At 54.3% G+C, this 25,456-nt stretch carries 19 protein-coding genes; 12 read left to right on the top strand and 7 right to left on the bottom strand.

From position 1 onward, the window contains the following. The first annotated feature begins 86 nt into the window (after positions 1–86). Positions 87–443, top strand: coding sequence for a helix-turn-helix domain-containing protein (locus tag GSR16_RS07665; protein WP_159876097.1), 357 nt, complete (start codon positions 87–89; stop codon positions 441–443). A gap of 55 nt (positions 444–498) precedes the next feature. Further along, positions 499–933, top strand: a complete 435-nt coding sequence (locus GSR16_RS07660; RefSeq protein WP_159876095.1) for a GIY-YIG nuclease family protein — start codon at positions 499–501, stop codon at positions 931–933. Between the two features lie 5 nt (positions 934–938). Here the strand turns inward: GSR16_RS07660 and GSR16_RS07655 are convergent, their stop codons facing one another. After that, positions 939–3,437, bottom strand: a complete 2,499-nt coding sequence (locus GSR16_RS07655; protein WP_159876093.1) for a DNA/RNA helicase domain-containing protein — start codon at positions 3,435–3,437, stop codon at positions 939–941. A gap of 356 nt (positions 3,438–3,793) precedes the next feature. Continuing rightward, a complete protein-coding gene (locus tag GSR16_RS07650) occupies positions 3,794–6,220 on the bottom strand; it encodes a DEAD/DEAH box helicase (RefSeq protein ID WP_205677517.1) in 2,427 nt (808 codons plus the stop codon). A 632-nt stretch (positions 6,221–6,852) separates the two neighbouring features. On the opposite strand from GSR16_RS07650, the gene GSR16_RS07645 reads away from it, so the two are divergent. The 3 genes from GSR16_RS07645 to GSR16_RS07635 all read left to right on the top strand — a co-directional run bounded on the left by GSR16_RS07645 (position 6,853) and on the right by GSR16_RS07635 (position 12,494). Continuing rightward, a complete protein-coding gene (locus tag GSR16_RS07645) occupies positions 6,853–9,168 on the top strand; it encodes an ATP-dependent nuclease (RefSeq protein ID WP_159876089.1) in 2,316 nt (771 codons plus the stop codon). Then, complete coding sequence (locus GSR16_RS07640; protein WP_159876087.1) at positions 9,165–11,042, top strand: UvrD-helicase domain-containing protein; 1,878 nt, start codon at positions 9,165–9,167, stop codon at positions 11,040–11,042. The genes GSR16_RS07645 and GSR16_RS07640 overlap by 4 nt, the downstream gene beginning before the upstream one ends. Positions 11,043–11,267: 225 nt before the next feature. Beyond that, on the top strand, positions 11,268–12,494 hold the full coding sequence (locus GSR16_RS07635; RefSeq protein ID WP_159876085.1) for a Shedu immune nuclease family protein: 1,227 nt from the start codon (positions 11,268–11,270) through the stop codon (positions 12,492–12,494). Between the two features lie 92 nt (positions 12,495–12,586). On the opposite strand, the gene GSR16_RS07630 is transcribed toward GSR16_RS07635, so the two are convergent. After that, positions 12,587–13,078, bottom strand: coding sequence for a hypothetical protein (locus GSR16_RS07630; protein WP_159876083.1), 492 nt, complete (start codon positions 13,076–13,078; stop codon positions 12,587–12,589). Between the two features lie 407 nt (positions 13,079–13,485). On the opposite strand from GSR16_RS07630, the gene GSR16_RS07625 reads away from it, so the two are divergent. Genes GSR16_RS07625 through GSR16_RS07610 form a run of 4 tightly spaced genes read left to right on the top strand, consistent with a single transcriptional unit; the run spans position 13,486 to position 18,695 of the window. Further along, on the top strand, positions 13,486–14,772 hold the full coding sequence (locus GSR16_RS07625) for a site-specific integrase (RefSeq protein WP_205677516.1): 1,287 nt from the start codon (positions 13,486–13,488) through the stop codon (positions 14,770–14,772). Beyond that, positions 14,769–16,286: a site-specific integrase gene (locus GSR16_RS07620; RefSeq protein WP_159876081.1), complete on the top strand. Its 1,518-nt coding sequence runs from the start codon at positions 14,769–14,771 to the stop codon at positions 16,284–16,286. The genes GSR16_RS07625 and GSR16_RS07620 overlap by 4 nt, the downstream gene beginning before the upstream one ends. Then, positions 16,279–18,276, top strand: coding sequence for an integrase (locus tag GSR16_RS07615; RefSeq protein WP_159876079.1), 1,998 nt, complete (start codon positions 16,279–16,281; stop codon positions 18,274–18,276). The genes GSR16_RS07620 and GSR16_RS07615 overlap by 8 nt, the downstream gene beginning before the upstream one ends. 8 nt (positions 18,277–18,284) lie before the next feature. Continuing rightward, positions 18,285–18,695: a hypothetical protein gene (locus GSR16_RS07610; RefSeq protein ID WP_159876077.1), complete on the top strand. Its 411-nt coding sequence runs from the start codon at positions 18,285–18,287 to the stop codon at positions 18,693–18,695. A gap of 237 nt (positions 18,696–18,932) precedes the next feature. On the opposite strand, the gene GSR16_RS07605 is transcribed toward GSR16_RS07610, so the two are convergent. Next, positions 18,933–19,853: a LysR substrate-binding domain-containing protein gene (locus GSR16_RS07605; protein ID WP_159876075.1), complete on the bottom strand. Its 921-nt coding sequence runs from the start codon at positions 19,851–19,853 to the stop codon at positions 18,933–18,935. A gap of 114 nt (positions 19,854–19,967) precedes the next feature. On the opposite strand from GSR16_RS07605, the gene GSR16_RS07600 reads away from it, so the two are divergent. From GSR16_RS07600 to GSR16_RS07590, 3 genes are all read left to right on the top strand, one after another. Then, entirely contained in the window at positions 19,968–21,134 is a 1,167-nt protein-coding gene (locus GSR16_RS07600) for a methionine aminotransferase (RefSeq protein ID WP_159876073.1), read from the top strand. Beyond that, on the top strand, positions 21,131–21,940 hold the full coding sequence (locus GSR16_RS07595; RefSeq protein WP_338024037.1) for a carbon-nitrogen hydrolase family protein: 810 nt from the start codon (positions 21,131–21,133) through the stop codon (positions 21,938–21,940). Before GSR16_RS07600 ends, GSR16_RS07595 begins: the two co-directional genes overlap by 4 nt. Before the next feature lie 80 nt (positions 21,941–22,020). Next, positions 22,021–22,803: a transporter substrate-binding domain-containing protein gene (locus GSR16_RS07590; RefSeq protein WP_159876071.1), complete on the top strand. Its 783-nt coding sequence runs from the start codon at positions 22,021–22,023 to the stop codon at positions 22,801–22,803. Between the two features lie 69 nt (positions 22,804–22,872). Here GSR16_RS07590 and GSR16_RS07585 read toward each other — a convergent pair whose 3' ends face one another. From GSR16_RS07585 to GSR16_RS07575, 3 genes are all read right to left on the bottom strand, one after another. Further along, entirely contained in the window at positions 22,873–23,544 is a 672-nt protein-coding gene (locus tag GSR16_RS07585; RefSeq protein ID WP_159876069.1) for a DUF1028 domain-containing protein, read from the bottom strand. Further along, on the bottom strand, positions 23,541–23,963 hold the full coding sequence (locus tag GSR16_RS07580; RefSeq protein ID WP_159876067.1) for a RidA family protein: 423 nt from the start codon (positions 23,961–23,963) through the stop codon (positions 23,541–23,543). Before GSR16_RS07580 ends, GSR16_RS07585 begins: the two co-directional genes overlap by 4 nt. 75 nt (positions 23,964–24,038) lie before the next feature. After that, a complete protein-coding gene (locus GSR16_RS07575; protein ID WP_240902624.1) occupies positions 24,039–25,313 on the bottom strand; it encodes a flavin-containing monooxygenase in 1,275 nt (424 codons plus the stop codon). Positions 25,314–25,456 lie beyond the last annotated feature (143 nt).

Here is a 25,456-nt window from a genome sequence, read left to right as displayed (position 1 = left end):
GTGGCAATGCCACACATGAAGATGTTACCAGAAGACGCTAACAAGACCACCATTCCTGTGGTTAACAGACATCAGGCGTCGTTTCAGTGACTGAACAGAATGAGAAGGAATTTGCCAGAAGCCTAGGGCGAGCAATTGCAGATGCAAGGCGTGCAAAAGGACTGACGCAAGAAAAGTTGGCTGATGTCATCGGTGTCGAGCAAGAGAGCATCAGCCGGTTAGAGCGGGGAGTAACGTTACCTTCCTTGTCACGCTTAATGCGTATTGCAGATGTCCTAGCGGTGCCCATTACTAGCTTGATCCGCTCCAGCTCTGGAAGGTCCGTCGATCAGGCGCAGGACTTAGTAGAAAAGTTAAATGAACTAAGCGGGGAAGATAGGGCTTGGGTACGCCGCTGGGTCGAAGAAATGTGTGCCAAGTTGGCTTTGCAACATAGGCAGTAACAGCCGTGCGAGAGTACCGACGGCTTAAACCCCGTTAGGCAGCTGGGAGATAACTGTGACTCACCAACGATCTAATCGCGCCGGGTACGTGTATTTCGTGCAGGAAGCAGAGCTAAGGCGTATCAAGATCGGCTTTACTACTGGTCATCCAGTACAGCGGCTCAAGACATTGGCAAATGCATCAAGCCAGGAGTTGGTCTTTCTCGGTTTTCAGATAGGCGATGAAGCACTCGAAAAGAAGCTGCACGCCAAGTTCGAGGCCCTTCATTGCCGCAACGAATGGTTCCACGCAGGGCCAGATCTATTGACCCACATTGAGCAGCTGTCATACGGATCCGAGTTCGAGCAGGCTCTCCGTCAGTTCGTACTTGCGCCTGGTCAGCGTCGACCGCAATCCATCACGGGTGCAGTAGAACCAAATCCCGTAGCTGAACTTGCCATTCCAGTGGACGGGACTGTTCCAGTTCCAGTGGGCAGCCCTGCCCTATGATTGGGTCAGCGCGTGGGAGGCTCAACTTGCTCATCATCAGCAGGCACAAAGATGCCTTTCTGTACTCTAATGAGGAGCTTCTTGCTGTGACTGCAGGTCGAAAAAGCTGATGCCATCCACATCTCCCAGCGCTTAAATGGAACAGCCTGCAATGATTCGTAATTTCCGTATAGCTTATCCGTTAATACCACGCGGCTGAGGCTTACCCCCTGCCTTAGGAAGTCGACCCGAGAATAGATGAATGCCAGAGCTATTCTATACAGCACGTTTCGGGAGGGAAGTTCCTCCTTCGGCACTGTGTTGCGTCGCCTATGTGCTTGACCATACAACCGGGCCCCAACCGCAATTAACGGCACAGGCAAGTTGCTTATCGAGCTGCCCTCTGCATCACCGTTCGCCAATCTCCTTATAGTTGCATCTTGATCCGCAATCTTGCTGAACTCCTTTGGGGAAGGCTCTGTAGCATCTATTGTCAGCCTTCCTACACAAAAGATGCACTGGTCACTTTGACTTTCATACGGGGACTGCTGGCGACACACAGGGCAAAGCATCGGCTGGAAAGACCTAACCTCTATGTCATTGTCGAGTCCGTCAAGTGGTGAGGCTAGATAGATCCTACGGCGAGCATCGGCATACCAGTACAAAACCGGCCAAGGGTATTCCGTCACGAGGTAGTCGATCCAGGTTTCACCTGGATCACAATTTTCTTTCAATTCCACAAGCCATGTGTGCCAAGCAGACGACCAGGCAAGACGAATAGTTTCTACTCCACGGATACTGTTACCCATATGGTTCGCCATCAGGGTTGACGTGAGCGATTGATGCTTTGCTTCTTGCGTCAGAGCACAGATGTGTTCATTTTTAAGAAGCAACTGATGGAATGATCCGCTTGCTTTCCAGGCCAGATCTTCCGCCTTATACAGGGCCACGCAAACAGTCGTTGCGCGAGAATAGGCGCAAAAAAGCTCCACGTCGTCCATCTCGTCGCCGCCTAGGACGATGACCGCGGGAGATTCCACACCTCTGAATCGCGCAATGCTTTCATGCCTGACTCCCGCTCTTGATATGATTTCAGCCAATTTAGGAGAGGATTGGTTTGGAGGGAAACGGGTCAATACCACAACATCCCTCCCCTGAAGATCCTGTGTGATCAATTCATCAAGGACTGCTGAAAGCGCCTCGGACCAATTGGGGATTACTCGCTCTTGTAATGCGTCGGGGTTATATGGTCTAGGGGTGAGAAGCTGAAAGTTAGGTGGACGATAGGCGAGTAAACGCTCGGTTACCGCCTTGGGCATTCGCAACACCATGGTCAAGTTGAATGGGGTGGTGCCGATTGCTTGAGATAGTTGCTCAAGGTTTGCGGTCTCTTGCTCGAACTTAAAAACTTGAGTCTCGTCACAGAAAGCAATGATTCGCTTGCCCTTAAACCATGCTTCCAATGTCTGTACCCATTCAAGTCGTAGTGCCTGTGCTTCATCTAGCACCAGCAGATCATAGTCTTGCATGGCGTTGGCCTCGATAGCAGCGCGGAGATCGTCCAAACACGTTGTACTTAGCCAGTTGTCGGAACTTTCGGGAGGGCACTCGATTCTTCGACGAGCTTCGCCGCAAAGCCCGTGCCAAGTCATGACATCGCAATTTCTTTCACAAAAGGACAATTGACTCTGTAACGCATCACGAAGCAGATTGTTGTAGGTGATGAAAAGCACTCTTTTTCCAGAATTTGCCGCACGGCCGGCAAGTTCGGAGCCAATTAGAGTTTTTCCTGTTCCCGGCCAACCCGTGATTACCATTCGCTGAGCGGCACTAGCTTTATTAAGAACTTCACTTTGTTCCCTGGTGAGCCGCAGCCACAGATGGTTGTCATACATAACGCGCATCCCCCAAGATGGGGTGCCGTCGTATTTTGGACATAGGGTATCTATCAGCCGGCGGGTCTTTTCTTTACCTAGTCGGTGAGTACCTCCAGCCGAATTCCAATATGCGAGCATTTCGCGGACCCGAGATGCCAGATTCGGCATCTGCTCCTGATCAACAAAAATCCGCTGAGGTGGATCGATACTTACATCGATCAATGCTGGGCTGATGACCACATCGCCGAACCGACTATCCGGGAAGACGAATCCGTAGCCAAAACGGATGTGCAAGTCTGGATCTGCCCCCAGCCAATTCGTCAGTCCATGAACATTCCTGCGGATTTGAGAAACAGGATTCTTGGATGCGCCAGGGACTTTCCTAACGAAGGTCACACCATCAATTCGATAGTGGCCGCTTTTGATCTCTAGCGCTAGGACACCAAGGTCGGGATGGATCACAAGGAAATCTATCTCGCCAGTTGGTGCAAACTTCTTGTCGATATTTCTTATCTTCGAACAAAGCCACGGCAGGCTGTGAATCACAGTGAATTCGCTCGAAAGTCCTTTTTCTAGTAGGGAGTAGACAGTTGGCTCCCCAGGGCTTTCGGTTTCCTGAGGCTGTAAGGCGGGAATCATGACAGCCATGCGCGTATATCCAAGCCAGTTTGTCGGTCACAATTTGCATTAATTACTGTCACCATGCCGGATAGTCCCTGATTTGTCGGGCAGACTCTATTGGGTTAGCCGACGTGCTATTGATGGACCAGCTGCTTGAGCGACTTCTCTACTCAGCTATTCGAGCGAGATCTGTGCTCGCTCAGCCGGCTCCAGTTGATCGCCGAGGATCTTACGCAGGTTATAATCAATCCCGGATGATGTTCTGACAGTGTGCGAGTTGATTACAGCCGTGGCCTGGACTTTTGGCCGTGCCGTCAGTTCTTTATCTGCAAACGACCGCCAATCACTACGGTAGTATTTCACTGGCAGAAGATAAATTGTAACTAGCCTTCAACGAAGAGCGTTAGGTACCCCATCAGTTTGTCTGCACGGATTGACGACCGTTCGATCAACTGCTGGCATTGCCCCTCTAACTCGATGTCGGTGAGCTGAGACTCGCACAGCTCCGTCAACAGTACGCGTGCATCGGCAACCAATGCCGTCAGGCGGTCCAGAGTCAATGCATAGCTTTCGTGGGCTGCTGCTGCGGGAGTCGCCTTGTTCGTCGGATGAACGACCACGCGCAGGCAGGTATACCCCTCGTAATTCTTGTCAAACCACTGCTGTGCGACGAGCAGTTGCCCATGCTCATCCTTGGTCAACGGGTTCTTGTCCAACTTGCGGCTCTTGGCCTCCAAGATCCATGCAATCTTGGTCGGCAGCAGCCACAGCACATCCGGCCCTTCGCCGCCATCATCATGACGCTCTGTCGACAGGCCAATCATTCTTCCGAGGTCCGCCAAGGCCTGCTCGAACTGGTTGGCAGTGGCGTTGGCATTGAGCTTCGAGACCACCTGTTCGAACTGCTGCAGCAAGCCGCGTCGCATGCGGTATCCACGCAGTTGGTGCGCGATGGCGGTGCCCTGTGCTCCCGGCATCTGCATCGGCCGGTACGGCGGCATAACACGTGGGCGCAACAAGTTGCGATTGACGCTAAATGCAGACCGCTGCAGTTCGTCGCTGCGGTCATTCTGGCCCCAGTTGTGCGCAATCCGGCCCGCCAACTGGAGCAGCCAGCCGCGTGTCTGATCGTCCGGGGCCTCTTTGCCGCTCGTCACCTGATCCAACTTGGCGATCGCCTTGTCGTAATAGCCATCGGCCCAGTTGTTGAAAGCCTTGCGTTCGGCCGCAGCCACGTCAAAGCGCTTTGGATCGGCCGTCTCCTGCGTCACGTTCTCTGCAAGAGTGTCCGCATGGTACTCGACCCAGCCGGTATCCCGGCGGATGCTCATCGTGATCGTGCTGGCCAGATCGTTGACGTCCTTCACTTCCTTGCTAACTGTCGAACCCATGTCGAGCTGAGCGCGGGTTGCACTGGTGAGTAGCCTGAAGTTGGCGTCCTTGGCGATCCAGCCAGCCAAGTCCGAACCTACAAGCAGCACAACACAGTGATCACCCGCGCCGCGTGCTCCGCGACCGATGCCCTGCTCAATCCGTTGCGCCAGCATGCGGCTGATGGTTGCTCCACCGTACAGAGTGGCCGCACGCAGCAGCTCATAGTCGGACGTTCCAGCCGGAAGACCTTCCATGACGAGAAGCCTGCAGGAGTCGCCAGGCAGGTCAATGCCGTCATAACGGTTTGCAAAAACGACCGGACCACTGGTCGTGCGCGCCTGCAATGCCTGGACCTTTGCCTCGACTTTGTCCGAACCCTCGGCAAACTCCGCGACGTCCTCCCATGCTTTGGCTGCGAAGTTTGATGGCACGAGAACAACCGCACCAAGGTTGTTGTCTGCGACCTGCTTGAGTAGTGCCTTCGTGACCTGGGTCGCGTTGAAGTCGAACTTCATTAGGTTCGGGATCAGGATCATTCGCTCACTGATGCCGGCCAGCGATCGCGACGTCAGGGCCTCGTTGACGTGCCTGGGGTCGGCATCGAATGTGCGCACGATCTCGCTGTCATCCGCGATAGTCGCCGACATGTAAATGCGGCGCTGTGCATCGGCGAAGGTCGGGAAAGTGTTGACCAGTGGAAGCACCGACGTGACCGTAAAAGCGGCGCTGCTAATAAGGGCATGACAAAGGTGCAGGTTGTCACGTAGCAGCGGCCAAGCGTAGGGGGTATCTTCCCCATCGCCACGCAGTAGCCCGCGAGCTGCGTCGATCTGTTCGTGCCACGCCCAATACGGCACCTCGACCACCACGTTGCTGAGCCCAGAAACGGTATCGTCGAAGGTGCCTAGTCTGTCCATGTTCTTGAACGCGGCTCGGAACAGCGTGCACAGTCCGTCGTACCGTTCCCTGTCATCCTTGGCCTTAACTTCAAGCGTGAACGATTCACGAACTTCTGAGAACGCAACATGTGCGTCGTCTAGGATCACGGCTCCCGCCTTGACTGGCATTCCGCTGCCTCGGATACCAAACTTGCTGAAGCCATTAAACAGCGCCTTGTACGATGCCACCATGATGGCCTTGCAGTTCACGAAGTCGTCCGCCAACGGTTTGCCTCGAACGTAGGGCACGGCGGCGATCCCCAGTGCATGTGCCTTCTCTAGCGTCTGCTTGACCAACTGGATCGTCGGCGCCAAGTAGAGCACTGGCTCCTTCAGTTCATTCAGCGTGGACTGTGCCATCAGCAGGCCGACCAGCGTCTTGCCGCCGCCGGTGTGGAGTTTCACGACAGTATCCCGCTCATCCTTACGTTTGAACCATGCTTCCAGCACTTCGGCCTGACTCGTGTACAGGTCATTGATGCCCTGCGGCTTGGGCATACGCCGGAATATCTCAAGCGGATCTATCGGTGCAGCCCGCTGGGACTGTGACCTAAGCTTGTTGAAATCAACCACCCTTCTAGCTCCTCTGCTATTACTGTTACCTACGACGATACATGATCACTAGTTCTCGCTTACCTTCAGAGGCGCCGTTCTTCTTGGGCTTTCAGGTCGCAGATCCCACCTACATTCGATCATGCTGATACCAGCTGTCGATGACAAGATGCTTATTGGACTCAAGGGAACCTCAATGTCCGCAGCCTTAGTCGGACATTACTCCCGATTCGACGAATTCCCACTTCTGGCTGACAGCAAACATATTATCACAATGGCATTGCCATCTATTAGGGCCGACCTGCTGCCTGACCACCGTAAATAGCAGCAGATCATCGGCCTTTGCTGCCGGACAGGAAGCGCCGTTTGTGCGGTGGCAGTGCGCTATTCAGCGGTCACGCGGAGAGCAAGCGCCAAGTTGATTGGGTGTGCTGCCGAAAAGGGCTGTATTCATGCGTTCATGCAATACATGACATCCGGCTTCCTCTCTGTCTATGAGAAGTGATTATAATTATCTCAACCGGCATAAGAACGCTGGCCTTTTGAGTAGCCGGATGGCCCAATAACAGGGGGTAAGGATGCATTTGAAGAAGCTGGCCGTCCGGAATTTCAGGCGGTTGCGAAACGTCGTAATCGATCTTGCTTCCGATATTTCAATTTTTGTCGGAGCCAACAACAGCGGCAAAACATCGGTAGGGCACGCACTCCAGCTGTTCACTGGCAGCGGCCGCTTCAACATTCACGACTTTAGCGCCGAGCTTTGGGCCGATATCGTTGCGTTCGGTGAGGCTGAAGGTGGGGCGAGCCTTCCCACGATGGAAATTGATGTCTGGTTCGAAATCGGTCCGGACGATGTTCACCGCGTCATCGATCTTCTTCCCAGTCTTGCATGGGAAGGCAACCTGGTGGGGATGCGTGTTGCCTACGTGCCCAGCAATCCTGCTGCGACACATGCCCGCTATGTCGAAGTGCGGCAGCGCGTGCTCAATGCGGTCCCTAAGGGTGAAGACGGAACACCCATCTTCGATCCCTCACCGCGTAACCTGCGTGAATTCCTTCGCGACAGGCTACATGACGAATATGAGCTGCGCTATTTCGTACTCGATCCCGTACGGTTCGATGCGAAGATGGTCGCAGAGGCTGGCTATGATCCTGCTTCTCTCACCGGCCGCGACCGGAGCGGTCGTGAGATTTTGAATGGTCTCCTCCAGATTGACTTCTTGAACGCGCAGCGTCATCTCTCGGACAGTCCAGGTGGCTCTCGTGCGGAGGATCTCTCCCGGGTGCTCAGTCGCTTCTACGGCCGCAACCTCGAACAAAAAGGCGAAGATATCGAGGCGTTGCGCGCTCTCGCAGCATCCGAAGCCTCACTTAATGAGCATCTCGAACGAGTGTTCGAGCCAACGCTCAAGAGTTTGTCAAAACTCGGTTATCCGGGCCTCTCAAACCCGCGCATGATGATCCGCTCAGCCTTAGACCCAGCCCAGATCATGAGCGGCCGGGATGGTGCAATCGTCCATTATGCATTGGGAGCCGATGACGGGAATCCCAACCCGCCAACCTTGCCGGATCGATATAACGGCCTCGGTTTCAAAAATCTTATTTTCATGGTCGTCGAGCTGCTCGACCTCCACGCCCAATGGCTGGCGATTGAGGAAAACCGTCCACCGGTCCACCTGATCTTTATCGAGGAGCCCGAGGCGCACCTCCATGCCCAGCTTCAACAGGCATTCATCCGCAAGGTGATGGGCATTCTGACGCTCGAGGGCGAGGACCGCACGCACTATACGAGCCAGGTCGTCGTTACAACCCACTCGACTCATATTCTTTACGAACGTGGCTTCCGGCCGATCCGCTATTTTCGTCGAAGCCGTACGCAGAATGCGTCGACATCAGATGTGCTCAACCTCTCGGTTTTCTACGACAGCACCGATCCGGACATCCGGAGCTTCCTCGAGCGCTATTTGAAACTCGCTCACTGCGATCTATTCTTCGCCGACGGCGCCGTACTGGTCGAAGGCAATGTCGAACGGCTGCTATTGCCGCAGATGATCACCAATGCCGCGCCGCGGCTGCAATCGACCTATCTCACTGTTCTTGAGATCGGCGGGGCATTCGGCTACCGATTCAAAACGCTGATCGAGTTTCTCGGACTGACGACGCTCATCATCACGGATCTCGACAGCGTGTTCGGTCCACAGGGGCAGGATGGCGATCAACCGGAAGCTGCGGAGCCAGCTACCGAGAACCCGCACGTTGCCGTCGCCGACGCTGAGGACGTAGACGATGACGAGGAGGAGTTGCCTATGGCAGCGGAGAAGCCCGGGAAGGCGTGCATCGCCGGTCATCCGGGCGCGGCGACGTCCAACCAGACTTTGCTCCAATGGCTACCGAAATGCGACACGGTCGCAGCTCTGTGGGAGGCAACGGCTGAGCAGAAGATCCAGGCGAGGACGAGCGACAATGACGCTTTGGTACGCGTTGCCTATCAGTGCCAGACCGATGTCACTTGGGGTGGAGAAACCCTGGCGCTCGCCGGGCGCACGCTGGAAGAAGCGTTCGCGCTCGAAAATCTTGAATGGTGCCAGAACAGGAACCGTAACCCGCTTCAGCTCCGCATCGCTAAGGCCGACGAGAAGAACCTGACCACGCTTGCGGAGCGTATCCACAAGCGCGTGCAGGCTAAGAGCTTCAGCAAGACCGACTTCGCACTCGCCTTGCTCGCCGAAGATCCGAGCAGTTGGTCGGTCCCAACCTATATCGCCGAGGGACTGAGCTGGCTTGAGACCGAGATCGCGCCGCCGGAGCCGGACGATAATATAGAAGAGGAGCAGCCGCACGAGGAGGCGCCCCAGAGAGAGCCGGCAGCCACCGGCAACGAGGTAGCAGTATGACGAGCCGGATCGACAGTCCTGACACGCAAGCCGATCTAGATGTTCGAGCGTGTCTCGACCGGACGCCGCCACGCTCGTTTGTCATGGTTGCCGGAGCGGGGTCTGGGAAGACGACCTCGCTGATCAAGGCTATCGCGCACCTAGCCGAGACCCGCGGTCCCGCCCTACGCCGCGCCGGGCAGCAAATCGCCTGCATTACATATACCGAAATCGCCGTCGGTGAGATTTCGGCCGACGTCGGAGTCTCGCCGCTATTCCACATCTCGACCATCCACAGTTTCTTGTGGTCAGTCATCCGGCCGTTCCATTCGGATATCGCGACCTGGGTAGCCACCCGCATCGACGAAAAGATCGCGGAGCGACGCGCACACTACGACAAGCCTCGAACTCAGGCGAGAACGAAGGCCCGCCTCGAACAGGAGATCGCGGAGCTCGAGGCCGAACTGGCTGCGATCGGTGAAGTAGAGAGGTTCGTCTACGGCACCGGCAGCAGCTATGCCGAAGGCATTCTTGGCCACGACGATATCCTCAAGCTCACTCCTGCCTGTATCGCAGCACATCCGCTGCTGAGGCAGCTCGTCGCTAAGCGCTTTCCCTACATCTTCGTGGATGAGAGCCAAGACACCAACCCGGAGGTCGTTGAGGCGTTACGGCACATTGCAGGCGAACATTCTGGTTTGTGCGTCGGGTTCTTTGGAGACCCGATGCAGAAGATCTATATGAGCGGAGCAGGCGCTGTCCCGCTGAGCGATGGCTGGGCGGAGATCACAAAGCCCGAGAACTTCCGGTGCCCGACATCGGTACTTGGGGTCATCAATGCAATCCGCACTACTGGCGACGGCCTGGAGCAGGTGCGTGGTCGGACGATAAACGTTGATGGCATCGAGCAGCTGGTTACCGGTACCTCCAATCTGTTCATCCTACCGGCGGATACGGAGCGGAGTGCACGCCTCGCGGCCATTAGGCAGTGGCTAGCCGCTGAAACCGGAGACGGCCTGTGGCTAAGCGACGTGCGTGAAGGCGATGCCCGCCTGCTTGTGCTGGTGCACCGTATGGCAGCCAACCGGCTCGGGTTCCCTAATCTGTATGCTGCTCTCAATGACCGAGCCCCTATGAGTCTGAGTGAAGGGCTGAGCGATGGCACAGCCTGGCCGCTCCGTCCACTTGTCCAACACATACTCCCACTCGTTGTAGCAGCGCGATCGGGCGATCGGTTCACAGTTATATCGACCTTGCGCAGCGAATGTCCAAGGCTTGAACCAGCGCGGCTTCGAGGACAAGCGACGGCCCCCGTTCTTACAATGCTACAGCAAGCGCTCGACGGACTTGTTGCTCTACTGGCAGCAGGATCGCAGGCGACCATCCGAGATGTCTTGACGCATGTGCGAGATAGCGAGTTGCTGCGCCTCGACGACCGCTTTGCCATGCATCTGGTTGCAGAGCCAGTGGATGACGGCAGCAGCGGCTTCGAGAACGTTCAAGCCTACCTGGCATGCGGAGTCGACGAACTCTGGGCCTACCGGCGCTACTTCACAGAGGAGTCGCCATTCGCTACGCATCATGGAGTGAAGGGAGCTCAATTTGAGCGCGTATTGGTCGTCATCGACGATGAGGAAGCAGGCTTTCGGCAGTATTCGTATGGGAAGTACCTTGGGTACGTCCCGCTTTCGGACAAGGACGAAGCCAACATAGCGGCAGGTGAAGAGTCCGTACTCGATCGAACCCGTCGCCTCTTCTATGTGTGCTGCTCGCGTGCAATGAAGGACCTGGCAGTAGTGGTCTTTGTGCCCGATGTCGCAGCAGCCCGCACCGCGATCGTTGCGCAGAATCTATTCCCCGAGGCCGTAATCCGAGGCGCTGAGCATCTGGGCTAAGGCCAATTTGCACGCGTAGACTGTCCGGCAGGCATCGGAGTCAAGCTATCTCATCTAGATGGATGTTTCGCCTATCTGCGGAAGGGCGGCTCTTAGCAGAGTAGTCCTTTTGCGCCTGGGCATAATTCTGATTTGGCGTTTGCCAGTGCAAGCTAGTGAGCCAGTGTCCACTGATGTCGCTTGCTGGATACAAGTAGAAGCGCAGATTTTTGTGCCGGGGGAAGCATGCTTAAATTTCAGATCACGGTTACAGGTGTCGAACTTGAATACGAAGGGGATCTGGGAACGGATAACAAATGGGTCTGGGATGAGTTGACGACAAAGAAGAATACGCGGATATCCCGAATATTCTCGTTCAGACTTGGGGATCTGCTAAACCCTCCCACACCCAACCAAGATTTCGAGGGTTATGAGTATCGGTTTCAATTCGGAACATTCGACGATGGCTATGTGAAGATCCCTGCGCGGGTCCTCAATATCAAAAACGACTTGCTCATAAGTCGTGATGTGACGCTCAAGCGGTCGATCTTTGTTGCTGAACGCAATGTATCTATTTTTGGTCGGCTCTCCGCCCTCCTAGAACACTCCGATCCTATCGTAATTGGCGGAACACGCCCTGGTGCAATTCCGAGAGACGTATTTGAGGAACTGGTCAAAAAATTCCCGAACACCTATGAACTGGATCACTATGCCGATGCACGTGTTCAGACGATTCTTTCCCAGTACCTAGACGGCATGAAGGATGCACGAGGTCGCTATGAGAGCTATCTCAACAAAAAGACCTCTCTCTCCAAAGTCACTAAACTCGACTTGGATGCTCTGAAGAAGCTGGAGATTGAAAAATACGCCTTGATCCGAGACCTCATAGACGATGCTTTGAAGACCAAGAAGGATTGGTCCGAGGGGGAGTGGCAGCAGCTAATGCTGTCTTTTCTGCTACTTTTGTTCCCGAAGTACATCAAAGTACTCGAGAACATTACTATCCACGATTACTACAGCGACCCCACCAAGAAGACCGATCGTTACATTGATATAGCCTTGATTGATGCCAGTGGCAATCTTGATGTTATCGAAGTCAAGAAACCGTTCGATGACAAAATCCTTCGCAAGAGCCTTTATCGAAGCAATAGCATCCCAACCTCCGAGTTGAGCGGCAGTATCATGCAGGCCGAGAAGTACCTCTTCCACTTGTCGAAATGGGGTGTCAAAGGTGAAAACACGCTCACCACAAAGTATGCCAATGAACTGCCGACTGGAATGAAGATCCGGATCTCCAACCCTAAGGCAATTATCATCGTTGGACGCGATCAGATCGGCGGTACCAACATGACTGATAGTCAGCTGCTGGACTTCGAGATCATCAAGCGCAAGTACGCGAATATGATGGACATCATCACATACGATGATCTACTGCGACGGCTCAATAACACCATTACAGCCCTTGGGGGTTGAGGGATTATCTCATTGCCCTCCCAAGCCTGAAAAGATCGCTGTGGCCAGCAACTTATTCCGCTGTTTATGGTGAGAAGGTCAGTACAGACCAACTAGCCTTCACGTGTATCACTTTCAGCCATCCAAGCCAACCACCCCAACCGATGGGCCTGGGCATCGAATAGCGCATGATGCCAAGGTCTGCCTTTTGTGTGATGGTGCGCTACAGCCCGATTAAAAGCTTTTGAATCCACTAATGGTCGTAAATCAAGCCATCCAGCTAGGTTTATTGGCCAATCCCCATCAAACACGTCGGCGAGGAGATCCCGGTCGTGTTGTGAGTCACATGCAACCGTTACGCTATGCGGTAGCGTAGCAAACCAAGCCATCAACCTATTTTTAAGGTCCGCCTTGCTGACCTCTGCATCAGCAATTCGACCTAAGCACGAACACACGGCCGCCAGAACGAAGGCATTGCATTTTAAACGGTCAAAGTCTTGCACTTCTAGATATAACTCATACTGACCATCTTCACTAATTAAGCCAAGGCTAATCAGCTCACAATCAATAAAATCAGTAAACTCAGCATCAAAAAAAATCAACATAATAAACGCCAAACCTCCATATCTATCAGTCCTCTTGCTTACGCACACACATATAAACAAAATTAAAACCAGATTGTCAATACAAGCCAAACCAAATACTACCATTCGAAATTTTAAATACAACCGTATCAACTGCCAAATATAGATACGTGTAACACCACAAAAACTAAACTATTAGTTTTCAGAAAATTACAATTGCGTGACATAAAGATCCGCATTACACTGCCAGCCAACATTTTCTGACTAACACCTATCAAGCGCTAAATCTCTCAGCCCCCTTGCACCCAGCATAGCGACCAATATCCCTAACCCCGCTCTCACCAATGCTTATCAATTCGGCACAATGTGCAGAATGGGCAATGTATTGCCAAAATACAGCCAAACCATATAAACAATGACAGTCATTCATGCAATATTTAGCAAATATTTTGCGCGCAATATTAGTAAGAATAAATATATATTCTCAATCAAAGAGGTGGTTTTTAATGTCATTGAAAATAAAGAGGCCCAGAGGCATCGACGGGGAGCGCCATGCGATTCTAGTAGATGAGACAGGAATTCCCCTCTTCTATCCCACTCTTTGGGTAACCGTGGCCCTTCGCGGTGGAGCACGCGCTGTGAATACGATCCAGAATGCTCTACACGCAATCAAATGCCTATACGCCTGGCAGGCCACATACACCATAGATGTCGAGCAGCGATTTGCCGGAGGCAAGCTCTTGAAAGCTAATGAGGTGCATTCGCTGAGAGACTTCCTACAGGATTCACTTAAGCAAAAAGCAAACCAGAAGGTTGTTTCAATAAAGCGAAAACGCAAAACAGTCGACAAAAGCACCCAATATGCGCGGATGACAGTGGCTGCAGAATATCTTGAGTTCCTTGCCAGAAGATTTTATCCATTGTCAGAAGAAGCTGAGAAGCAGATTAGCGCGATGGTGGCTCAGATCAAAGCAAACCGCCCTATTCAAACGTCAAAAACAGCGAGTCGGGAACGAGATGAAAAACACTTAGAGGATTCAGCTCTAGATGCCCTTGAGGAGAAACTTAGGCCTGGAGTAGAAGAAAACCCGTTCACAGACCATTCTGTCCAGTTCCGAAATGCTCTTATTTTTATCATCTTACGAGTGACCGGAATTCGACGTGGAGAACTGCTTAATTTAAAGGTGGAGGATATTAATTTTTCAGCAAACTATTTACGGATCGTAAGACGACCAGACTCACCAAACGATCAACGCCGTTATCAACCAGTGGTAAAAACACGCGAGCGCCAGTTCCCCCTAGATCCTGAACTAGTAAACCGGATATATGAGTATGTAACTCAACACCGCAGTAAGTTATCGGCAGCTAAGCAGCATGGTTATCTCTTTGTCACTCACAAAGAAGGGAGTCATCAGGGGGCGCCTATCTCCAATTCCACCTTCAGCAAATTCATAGAAGCCCTAAAGGGAATAGTTAGCACGATTCACGCGCACAAACTTCGACATCATTGGAATTACTCATTTTCGAATCTGAGCACAGCTAAAGGCTTATCGCCAGAACGAGAGGAAAAACTAAGATCGTACCTGATGGGCTGGGAGCAGACCTCTAACACGGCGGCAATCTACAACCGCAGACATATCAAGAAAGAGGCAGCCGAATCCATGCTGGAACTTCAGCATAAAATACTTGGCAAAAAAATTGAGAAAAATAAATGAACAGCAATATGCAAGCGCTACAAATAGCTACAAATAAACAATTTGTTTCCAGGGATGGATACGAGGTTGACTTCGAGGCTCCTAGCTGGAAACTCAGCAAGGATGTCAGTATTCGAGTAATAAATGCCACTACATACTTAAATGGCAGCATGTACGAATCGTACCGGGAAGTCCTTGCCTTCTATGCAAAAGGGAACTCACCAGATTATGTGCAAAACCTTCACTATCAAAGCATGCATTATTTTAATGCCTGCGGCATCAAAACAATTTTTAGCGTAGAATCGTTCATTTCATATCGAGCACTACTGGGAAAGCGTGGTGAGCATAAATTTGCACAACTACGCACTTTCATTAAAAAATGGAGCGCTTTAGGATACGATGGAATTTCCGATGATGTTATTCGCTTGCTCAACAAGTGGACACTATCAGGAGGAGACAGAGGAGCACCAATCCGTTCAATGTGTCCAGAGCGGGGACCTCTGACCGACATCGAAATGGATGCAGTGATCAGTGGCATTACTATTGCATATGCGAATGCCAGAGTATCTCTCTTCGAAATATCAATTGCGATGACAGTGATCATGACGGGTCGCCGGCCAACTCAAATCACAGCCCTGAAGATTGGGGACTTAATTAGTCATTCTGGAAAGAATTTTCTGAACGTACCACGAGCAAAACAACGGAGTGAAGGTGGCTGGCGAAAGACATTCAAACAAATACCAATCATCGAGGATCTTTGGTTGCTACTGAAGCAACAGGCCGCGGCAGTCTATCGGGAGTTCTCTGCTCGGGCCGCTTTAAGCGACGAACAGAAGACAAAGTTACCATTATTCCCGAATTACTCTGCATTCGATGATTCGGAAGATATTAACTCCCAGCTTAACGACGACAGGCTACATTTGCGAAACGAAACACTGGCGAGAACGATGGTTCATATCGCAAAGATGATATCAGTAAATAGTGAGAGAACCGGCGCCCCGATCCTGATGAACGCGTATCGCTTTCGATACACCCTCGGGACAAATCTCGGACGTGAAGGCAAGGGAGAGTATGTCATAGCAGAGGCACTGGACCATACGGACACACAACACACTGGTGTATATGTCAAGAACCTCCCAGAAATTGTAGAACGAATCGACAAGGCAGTCGCGTATCAGCTTGCACCGATAGCGCAAGCGTTCCAAGGGATCATCATTAAAACTGAGCACGATGCGCAACGTGGAAGTGATCCGAGCAGTCGGATCTCGAATGGAGCCGAGAATTTGGGGAGCTGCGGAAGCTATGGCTTCTGCAGTGCGCTGGCCCCAGTAGCCTGCTACACCTGCAACCATTTCCAACCGTGGCTCGATGGGCCGCACGAAGGTGTTCTCGACCATCTTCTACAAGAGCGCAACCGGGTTCTTGATCTCACCGACGATCGCAAGGTCGCATCTGTAAATGATCGCTTAATACTTGCCGTCAGCGATGTGATCATTCGCTGCAAAAAAATGAAAGAAGAGATTACACATGGCTGAAATTTTGCTGTTCACTCCAAAACACGAACGCAACTGTCGAAAAAATCTAGCAGATTTTATTGATATGTGCCGAGATCGTTTGACGGTATTTGGTGGAGATCTTGACTGGGAAGCAAATAGTTGGCCTGGTATAGCAAACTTCACAGTAATTGGAGCCCATACTCGAGGCTACAAACAAGACGATTTTTTAGATTTCGAAATAATGCCATTTGCCAAGGCCTACCTCAGGTATCAGCAAGGACATAACCCGACAAAACTGAAAAATGAATTAAAAGCGCTTCGCTGCATCGAAAAAGCCCTCCGCCTAGCATGTGGCAGAGCTGATATCACGCTGGTTAGCCACCACGTAATGGACGTTGCAACGGAAGTCGCCAGGGAATACAAAGCCACTGCATATCAAGCAGGTATACAGCTTGTCAAACTAGTCGAATTTCTCAATGAGGCAGGTATTATTCATCAGCGCATTACATGGAGAAATCCGTTCTCCAAGCCAAAAGAGATTAATAGAACCGATGCGGACGGGAAAAGGAAGCGCGTAGAAAAGATACCATCAGACCACTGCCTTGAGTATATGGCCGAGATGTACGCGAACAATTTGAAGGATCCTCGAGACCATTTTACCACTTCTATCTTTGCCCTTCTGATGTGCGCCCCATCTCGAATTACCGAGGTTCAGACATTACCACTCAATTGCCTGCATTATGAAAAAGATGGAAAAGATGTTGAGAGAGTCGGCCTTCGATTCTGGGCTGGGAAAGGATACGGACATGACATCAAGTGGATACCTACCGTTTTTAAAGAAGTCGCCCAAGAGGCGGTATATAGATTATCTACCCTCTCTGAACCGGGGAGGAATTTGGCACTATGGTACGAGCAGCACCCCGATAAATTCTATCGACACGAAGGTTGTCCCAATGTTGGAGAGAACGAGCCACTTACGCTAAGTCAAGTTGAAGAAGCACTAGGCTTAAAACCGAATAGAGGAAATTCGGCCAAGCAATTTTTCAAAAATTATGCTCCCTATAATGCACTTCGCGTGGAAGGCAAACCGCTGACATTAGCATTTCTAAATGAATATTGCCATGCTCAACTTCCTGAAGAATGGCCGTGGCTTAGAAGAGATCTAGGCATTAAGTACTCGGACGCGCTATGCTGTTTCCGGATGCACGAGCTTCGCCCCGACCTGAACACAAGCCCTGTGATGCTTTGGGTTCCTGATAACAACACGTTTACAGATGACCTTAAATTAGTTTCAGGGCGAAATAAGAAAAGCATCTGGCAGCGACATGGTTACAAAAACCCTGATGGAACGGATATTTACCTAACATCACATCAGATCCGCCACTACTTAAATACAGCAGCCCAGCGCGGAGATCTCGGACAGTTGGATATTGCAAAATGGTCTGGAAGAGCAAACATTCGCCAAAATGCGGTCTACAACCACATGATTGATAATGAGTATGTTACTGCTGCTCGCGAAGCAGGCATCGGCAATGAGCTCGTCGCAAAAATCAGGGAAAACGCTCCAGTGACATACAACGATTTGCAAGCCATCGGCGAAGGGATAGCACACGTTACAGAATTTGGCTTCTGCGTTCACGATTATTCGATGGTGCCTTGCCAACGACAACGTGACTGCCTGAACTGCACTGAACAGGTTTGTGTTAAGGGCGACATTGAAAAATTGAAGCGATTGAAACGGCAACGCGATGGCATCCATTTGCAGCTTGAAAAAGCTAAGACAGCATCAGCCGATGGTGTATATGGAGCAGACCGTTGGACCCAACATAAATTAAAAACATTGGAACGAGTAGAAGCACTCATTAATCTATTGGAGTCAAATCATGCTCCGGATGGCACGATCGTCTGGCTTAGCAATGATCAAGAGCACAGCCCGCTCAAGCGAGCAATTGCTGCCCAGCCATCGAATCAGTCGTTGATGCAATCATCAGCACTAGACATTGAAGAGCTCCGTTTACTACTGGAGTAAAAAATAAAATGGCAAAGCATTTAAGCTTAAAAGATATTGATATCTTTGTTCAGCTAATTGATGCCTGGGAAGGGAAAATCACATGGGAATCACTGTGTGAAGAAGGGGAAAAGCTAGTCGGCTTTCGTCCAACAAGACAGACACTTAATGCCCATAAAAAAATTAAAGCGGCCTACTTGAGCCGAAAGGAGAATTTGAAGGCAGGCTTCACCCCATCCAAGCGACCAGCCAGCTTAGCCATCGCAGAGCAGAGGATACACAGATTGGAGAACACGAACATCAGATTGGAGAAGGAGAATGAGAGGCTGCTTATCCAGTTCGTACGGTGGCAGTACAACGCCTACAAGCACGGTATGTCGAAGGAGATGTTAGATGCTCCACTGCCTCCAATCGACCGAGACTCGTCGGAGAAGCCATAGCCCATAAGCAAGTAAGGTAAATCTGAAGTGTAAAGTTTAATGAATCAAAAATACTATTATTTTACAAATTTCTTTACATTTTGCTCTTACGAAGAGCCACACACTAGTAAAAAACCTTGAAATAACAATGGCTATTTGTGCTGTGACCTACTCTTTGCGACTATGTGAGGTGTTAACAACCGTTTTGAGGCGAGATAAAGTGCCAAAGCAAAAGCCAGATCAGCTGATCTGGCTTTTTTACTGCCCGCGTTCGTCGGCCATGCTGTCCGGCATGGGCGCAGCCCTCATCTGATCCAGCAGGAAAGCGTGCAGCGCCAGCACGCCGGGGCGTTTTTCATCAGGCCGCAGCGCCAGTGCATAGGCGTAGCCACTACTCCACGGCGGGCCATATGGTACCAGCAGCAGCCCCTCTGCCAGTTCCTGCCGCAACAGGCTCACATCCCCCAGCGTCACGCCATAGCCTTGCAAGGCAGCATTTATCGCCTGATCCAGCGTGTCGAACACGGTGCCACCACGATATTCCAGCGTCGCTGCGCCGCGGCTGGCCAGCCATTGCCGCCAGTCGCGCCGGTCGTGAGACGGGTGGAGCAGAGGATAGTGCTGCAAGTCCGCCACCTGCTGCAGCGGCTGGCCGGTTTTGGCCAGCAATTGCGGTGCGATCACCGGGGTAAGCTGCTCGACCAGCAGCAGCGTCTCGTTAGCCGCAATGGCTTTCTGCGGCTTGTAGACAATGGCCAGATCAACATCCTCGCGGGCAAAGCTGACTGCATGCTCATGCACGCCAGCCAGTTGTACCGGCCACTCCGGTGCCTCGCGCGAAAACTGCTGCAGCACCGGCAGCAACCAGCGCACCACACAGCTGGGGGCCTTGATGCACAATGGCGCGGCAAGGCTGGCTGCTGCATCCACCCCCTGGGAAATCACCTTGAAACCACGCTGCACATAGCCCAGCAGCAAACTGCCCTGTGCCGTCAGGCGCAAGCTGCGTGCATAGCGGTGAAACAGCGGATAACCCAGGCTGTCTTCCAGTTGGGCAATCTGCTTGCTGACCGCGCCCTGGGTGATGAACAACTCATTGGCCGCATGGGTGAAGCTTTGGTGGCGCGCGGCCACCTCGAATACCGACAAGGCATATAGCGGCAAGGTTTTTCTGGGCATGTCCGGCATTCCATGACTGAGTTTTTCTCATTTATAACATGCCGATTAATCGTTTGTGTCATGACAGACAAAACCGTTGAATACAGTCATTGCCATCCTCAACGGTCAAACACCATGCTGCATTCACCCGTCAGCCACCGCTCGCGCCTGCCCCATATCGGCACCACCATTTTCAGCGTGATCGGCCAGCTTGCCGCACAGCACCAGGCCATCAACCTGTCACAGGGCGCTCCCAATTTCCCCTGCAGCGAGGCATTGCTGCGCTACGCCAGCCAAGCCATGCAGGCCGGGCACAACCAGTACGCACCGATGACCGGCCTGCCCGCCTTGCGCGAGGCCATCAGCGCCAAGACCGAAGCCCTGTATGGCTGTCGTTATGACAGCGAGCACGAAGTCACCATCATGGCCAGCGCCAGCGAAGCCTTGTTCTGTGCAGTCAATGCGCTGGTGCATGCCGGGGACGAGGTCATCGTGTTCGAACCGGCCTTTGACAGCTATATCCCGATGATTGAACTGCAAGGCGCCACACCGGTGGTGATCAAACTGGCCGCGCCCCACTTTTCCATTCCCTGGGACGAAGTTGCCGCACGCATCAGCCCGCGCACCCGCATGCTGATCCTGAACACCCCGCACAACCCCACCGGCACCACGCTGTCAGCCGCTGATGCTGCTCGGCTGCAAGCGCTGACCGAGGGCAGCGATATCGTGATCCTGTCGGACGAGGTGTACGAGCACGTGGTGTTTGACGGCGCACTCCATCACAGCATGAGCCGTTACCCGGCACTGGCGGCCCGCTCGGTGGTGGTGACTTCCTTTGGCAAGACTTACCACGTCACCGGCTGGCGGGTGGGCTGCTGCCTGGCACCACAGGCCCTGATGGAGGAAATCCGCAAGGTGCACCAGTTCGCCATGTTTGCCGCCGACACCCCGATGCAATACGCGCTGGCCCGCATCCTGGCCGAGCCGGAACACTACCTCGGTCTGTCCGCCTTTTACCAGCACAAGCGCGATCTGCTATGCGCTGCGCTGGCTGACAGTCCCTTGCAACTGCTCCCCAGCCAGGGCAGCTTTTTCATGCTGGCCAGTTTTGCTCATCTGTCGGATGAGAGCGACAGCGAATTCGTCCAACGGCTGATCACCCGCCACGGCGTAGCCACCATTCCGGTATCGGCCTTCTACCGCGACGGCACCGACCAGCGCGTGATCCGCCTGTCCTTTGCCAAGGATGATGCCACCTTGCTGGCCGGTGCCGCCCGGCTGTGCGAAATCGGAGCGGCATGATGGCAGACACCCTGTTGGCCGCTGCCATCCAGATGTGCTCGGGTGACAATCTGCAACACAATCTGGCCCGGGCAGCACAATTGGTCGGTGAAGCGGCCCAGGCTGGTGCCCGCTTCGTGGCCCTGCCCGAATATTTCTACCTGATGCCGGCCGACGAGCAGGCGCGCCTGCCGCTGGCCGAAGCATTTGGCAACGGCCCGCTGCAAGCGCAGATGGCCAGCCTGGCCCGCCAATATGGCATCTGGCTGCTGGCCGGCACGCTGCCACTGCAAAGTGGTGATACCGCACATTTTCACAACAGCAGCCTGCTGTTTTCACCCGTCGGACAATGCGTGGCGCGCTATGACAAGATGCATCTGTTCGGCTTCCGGCATGGCGATGAACATTACGCCGAGGCAGACACCATGCAGGCCGGGGACCAGCCAATCAGCGCCGACACGCCCTGGGGCAGCCTGCGGCTGTCGGTGTGCTACGACCTGCGCTTTCCCGAACTGTATCGCCAGCCACCCGCTCCGGGCCTGATCAGCGCCCCTGCCGCCTTCACCCGCAATACCGGCCGGGCGCACTGGGACTTGCTGCTGCGCACACGGGCGGTGGAAAACCTGGCTTTCGTCATTGCCCCAGCCCAGTGTGGCCGCCACCCCGGCGGCAAGGAAACCTACGGGTACAGCATGATTGTCGACCCCTGGGGACAGGTACTGGCCTGCCATGAAGAAGGCGAAGGCATGGCGCTGGCCCGGCTTGACCTGTCCGGACAAACCGCGTGGCGAGCACGCCTGCCCGCCCTGCAACACCGCCGTTTGTGAACATATCAACCAGCAATACCAACAGCCCGGTACAGGGCTGAGTGACAGACTGCATGCCACCAACAATCAAAGGAAAACAGATGAAACAGCACACCCTGATGATGACGGCCATCCTGGCAGCCGGCACCTTTGCCCTGCCGGCCATGGCGGAATCCACCCTGCGTTACGGTATCGAAGCGCAATACCCGCCGTTTGAATACAAATCCGCCAGCGGCGAGTTGCAAGGGCTGGATGTGGAACTGGGCAAGGCTGTCTGTGCAGAAGCCCATCTCAAATGCAGCTGGGTGGAAAATGCCTTTGACGGGCTGATTCCGGCACTGCAAGGCAAGAAATTCGACGCCATCAACTCCGCCATGAATGCCACCGAGCAGCGTCGCAAGAGCATTGCCTTCACCAGCATCATCTACCGGGTACCCAGCATGGTGATCGCCCGCAAGGGCAGTGGCATCACCACCGCAGCCGACAAGCTGCAAGGCAAGAGCATGGGCGTGTTGCAAGGGTCGATCCAGGAAACCTATGCCCGCAGCCACTGGGAATCTGCCGGTGTCCGCGTGGTGTCCTATCAGGACCAGAACCAGGTTTATGCCGATATGGCGACAGGCCGGCTGGATGCCACGCTGGTAATGGCCCCGGCGGGCCAGAAGGGCTTCCTCACCCGCCCGGATGGCAAGGACTTCCAGTTTGTCGGCGCCGTGCATGATGACAAGATTCTGGGCAGCGGCATTGCCTTTGGCCTGCGCAAGGACGATGTCGAACTGCGCAAGAAACTGGACGCCGCCATTGCCCGCCTGCAAGCCAGCGGCAAGGTGAAGGCGCTGGCGGCCAAACACCTAGGCGAAGGCATTGATGTATCAGTGAAATGATATATCAGTGAAATAAGACAAGGCGCCACCCCCCACGTCCGGCGAGGTGGCGCGCATCACCAGAATTTCCTACACCCCCGGCACCCCATAGCCAGGGGCTTGATCTGGTGCTTCGGCCCGGGTGATGTAGTCCTGCATTTGCGGCTGATAACGCTGCCACAGCTGCTGCAGCTCCGCTACCGGCTCACCATCACTCCAGTCCACCCGCAAGTCCACCACTGGCCAGCTCTGTGTCGACATCAGCTTGATTCCGGCGGCATGGATAGGCCCTACTTCGCCCCCCGCCGCCACCGCGGCCTGCATGGCGGCGAGCAGGCGGTCGGCCAGATGGCCGCGACTGTCCTCGAAGGCCGCCACCATGCGTGAGGGCAAGTTGGCATCGGCCAGGATATTGCCACCGGCAGCGCAGTGTTCACCCTGCGCCGTGGCAAACACCCCCAGCGCATGCTGACCGCTGAAGGTGGTAATTTCCCCGTGCGCCGGTACCAGCAGCAACTGACGCCAGGCCAGATGTCCATCGGACAATGCCAGTGCCTGACACAAGGCATTGCCGCGCAGTCCCTGTGCCATTAGCGCCAGGGCCTGCGGCCCCAGTGCGGGATTGGTGACATTCTGGCTCATCACCGCGCCCACCCCAGCGGCCACATGGCAGCAGCGGCTGGCCACGGCGATGCTGGACGACGCGGCAGCCACTCCCAGCATGCCGGTTTGCGTACAGCGTGCGGCAATCGAAAAGGTCATGGCTGGTAGCCTTCCGGTATCACGGCAGTAATATCGATTTCCACCAGCCATTCCGGCCGCGCCAGTGCAGAAATCACCAGTCCGGTGGAAACCGGATATACGCCCTTCAGCCAGCGCCCTACCACTTGGTACACCGCCTCGCGGTAGCGGGTATCCACCAGATAGATGACGATCTTGCACACATGATCCAGATGGCTGCCGGATTCTTCCAGCAGCATCTTCACATTGGCCATGGCTTTCTCGGCCTGGGCGGTGACATCACCGATGCCCACCGACTCGCGGGTATCCAGGTCCTGACCGATCTGGCCGCGCAAAAACACCATATTGCCGGCCACCACGGCCTGGCACAGGTCGTTGTCCAGTTTTTGTTCCGGGTAGGTTTCGCGAGTATTGAACGGACGAATGCGTTTGTGAACCATGTTTCACCTCATTGCTGTGTGTGGGCGGGCGGCTGGGCCGCCCCGGTGTGGCGTAAGGACAGGCGCGGCAGGGCCTCAGGCCGGTGTACGGTCGGCAGTTGCTGGTGCGGCTGCGCGATAAGCCTGGTATTTGCGCTGGGTGGCAATGTGGTCGGCAATGAACTTGGCGTCATGCCACACCCCCCAGATAAAGCTGGAACCACGGCGCGACAGCCACGGCAAGCCCAGGAAGTACACCCCCGGCTCGCTGGATACCCCGCGCTGATGACTGGGCTTGCCCTTGTCGTCGAAGGCATTTACCTGCAGCCAGCGGTAATCCACGGCAAAGCCGGTGGCCCAGATGACGGTACTGATGCCCTTGGCGGCCAAGTCCAGTGTCAGGATGGGCTCGCGCATGCAGGCCGGGTCCTGTGGCAGCTGCCGGGCTTGCGGCTCGGGTGGCAGGTCCAGCCCGTTCTGTGCGATATAGGCATCGGCGGCATCCAGCACTGCCAGGTAGTTTTCGTCGCCACGGGCAATGTTTTCTGCCAGATCAGGCTGAAACTGCATGACACCATTTTCGCAAGCCCGGGTCATGCCGAGCAGCGTGATGCCCTGTTCGGCCAGACGACGGAAATCCACGGTATGGCCACCGCGCGCCCCGCTCACCGCAATGGTGACGTGTTCGCGCCCGGGTTTCATTTTCTGCGCATCCCACTCGCCAAGTACGCCCAGCCACCAGCAGAAGTCACGTTCGCGGTAACGACGCGGCGGCCTGTCGTGCGGACCAACAGACAAATAGACAGTACGACCTGCGCGCTGTAACTCGTCGGCAATCTGCACCCCGGACGAGCCGGAACCCACCACCAGCACCGCCCCGGCTGGCAGTTGCTGCGGATTACGGTATGCGGCCGAGTGCATTTGCCTGACCGGGCTGTCAGCCGGGATGAGTTGCGGAATCAGCGGCTGCTGGAACGGACCGGTCGCCGCCACCACGCGATTGGCTTCGATGACACCAGCCGAGGTTGCCACCGTAAAACCCGGGCGACCGCTGTTGCGCACCACCTTGAGCACCTCTACGCCAGTACGGATGGGGGCATGGAACTTGCGGGCATAGGCTTCCAGATAGTCTGCCACCCTCTCCTTACCGGCAAAGCCATCTGCGGCAACATCATCAAAATCCAGCCCGGGAAAGCGGTCGTGCCAGGCCGGGCCGTTGCACACCAGTGAATCCCAGCGTTCTGAACGCCAGCGCTCGGCTATGCGTTTACGCTCCAGCACCAGGTGTGGTACATCCAGCTTGCTCAGGTGCTCGCTCAGGGCAATGCCGGCCTGGCCGGCACCGATCACCAGCGTATCGGTCTTTTCCATCACCATTTCACTTCCTTCCCTGTGTTAGGCCCCGAACACCGCAAACGAGGGTGGCATGGGGTAGTGCCGCTCACGGCCATGCCGCATGCTGCACACCAGCTATCCGGCTACCATTCCAGGCCACCGGCTAACTGACCACTGCA

It is taken from the genome of Aquitalea denitrificans (assembly GCF_009856625.1).
Classification (GTDB): Bacteria; Pseudomonadota; Gammaproteobacteria; order Burkholderiales; family Chromobacteriaceae; genus Aquitalea; species Aquitalea denitrificans.
This window is presented reverse-complemented; position numbering and strand designations above follow the sequence as displayed.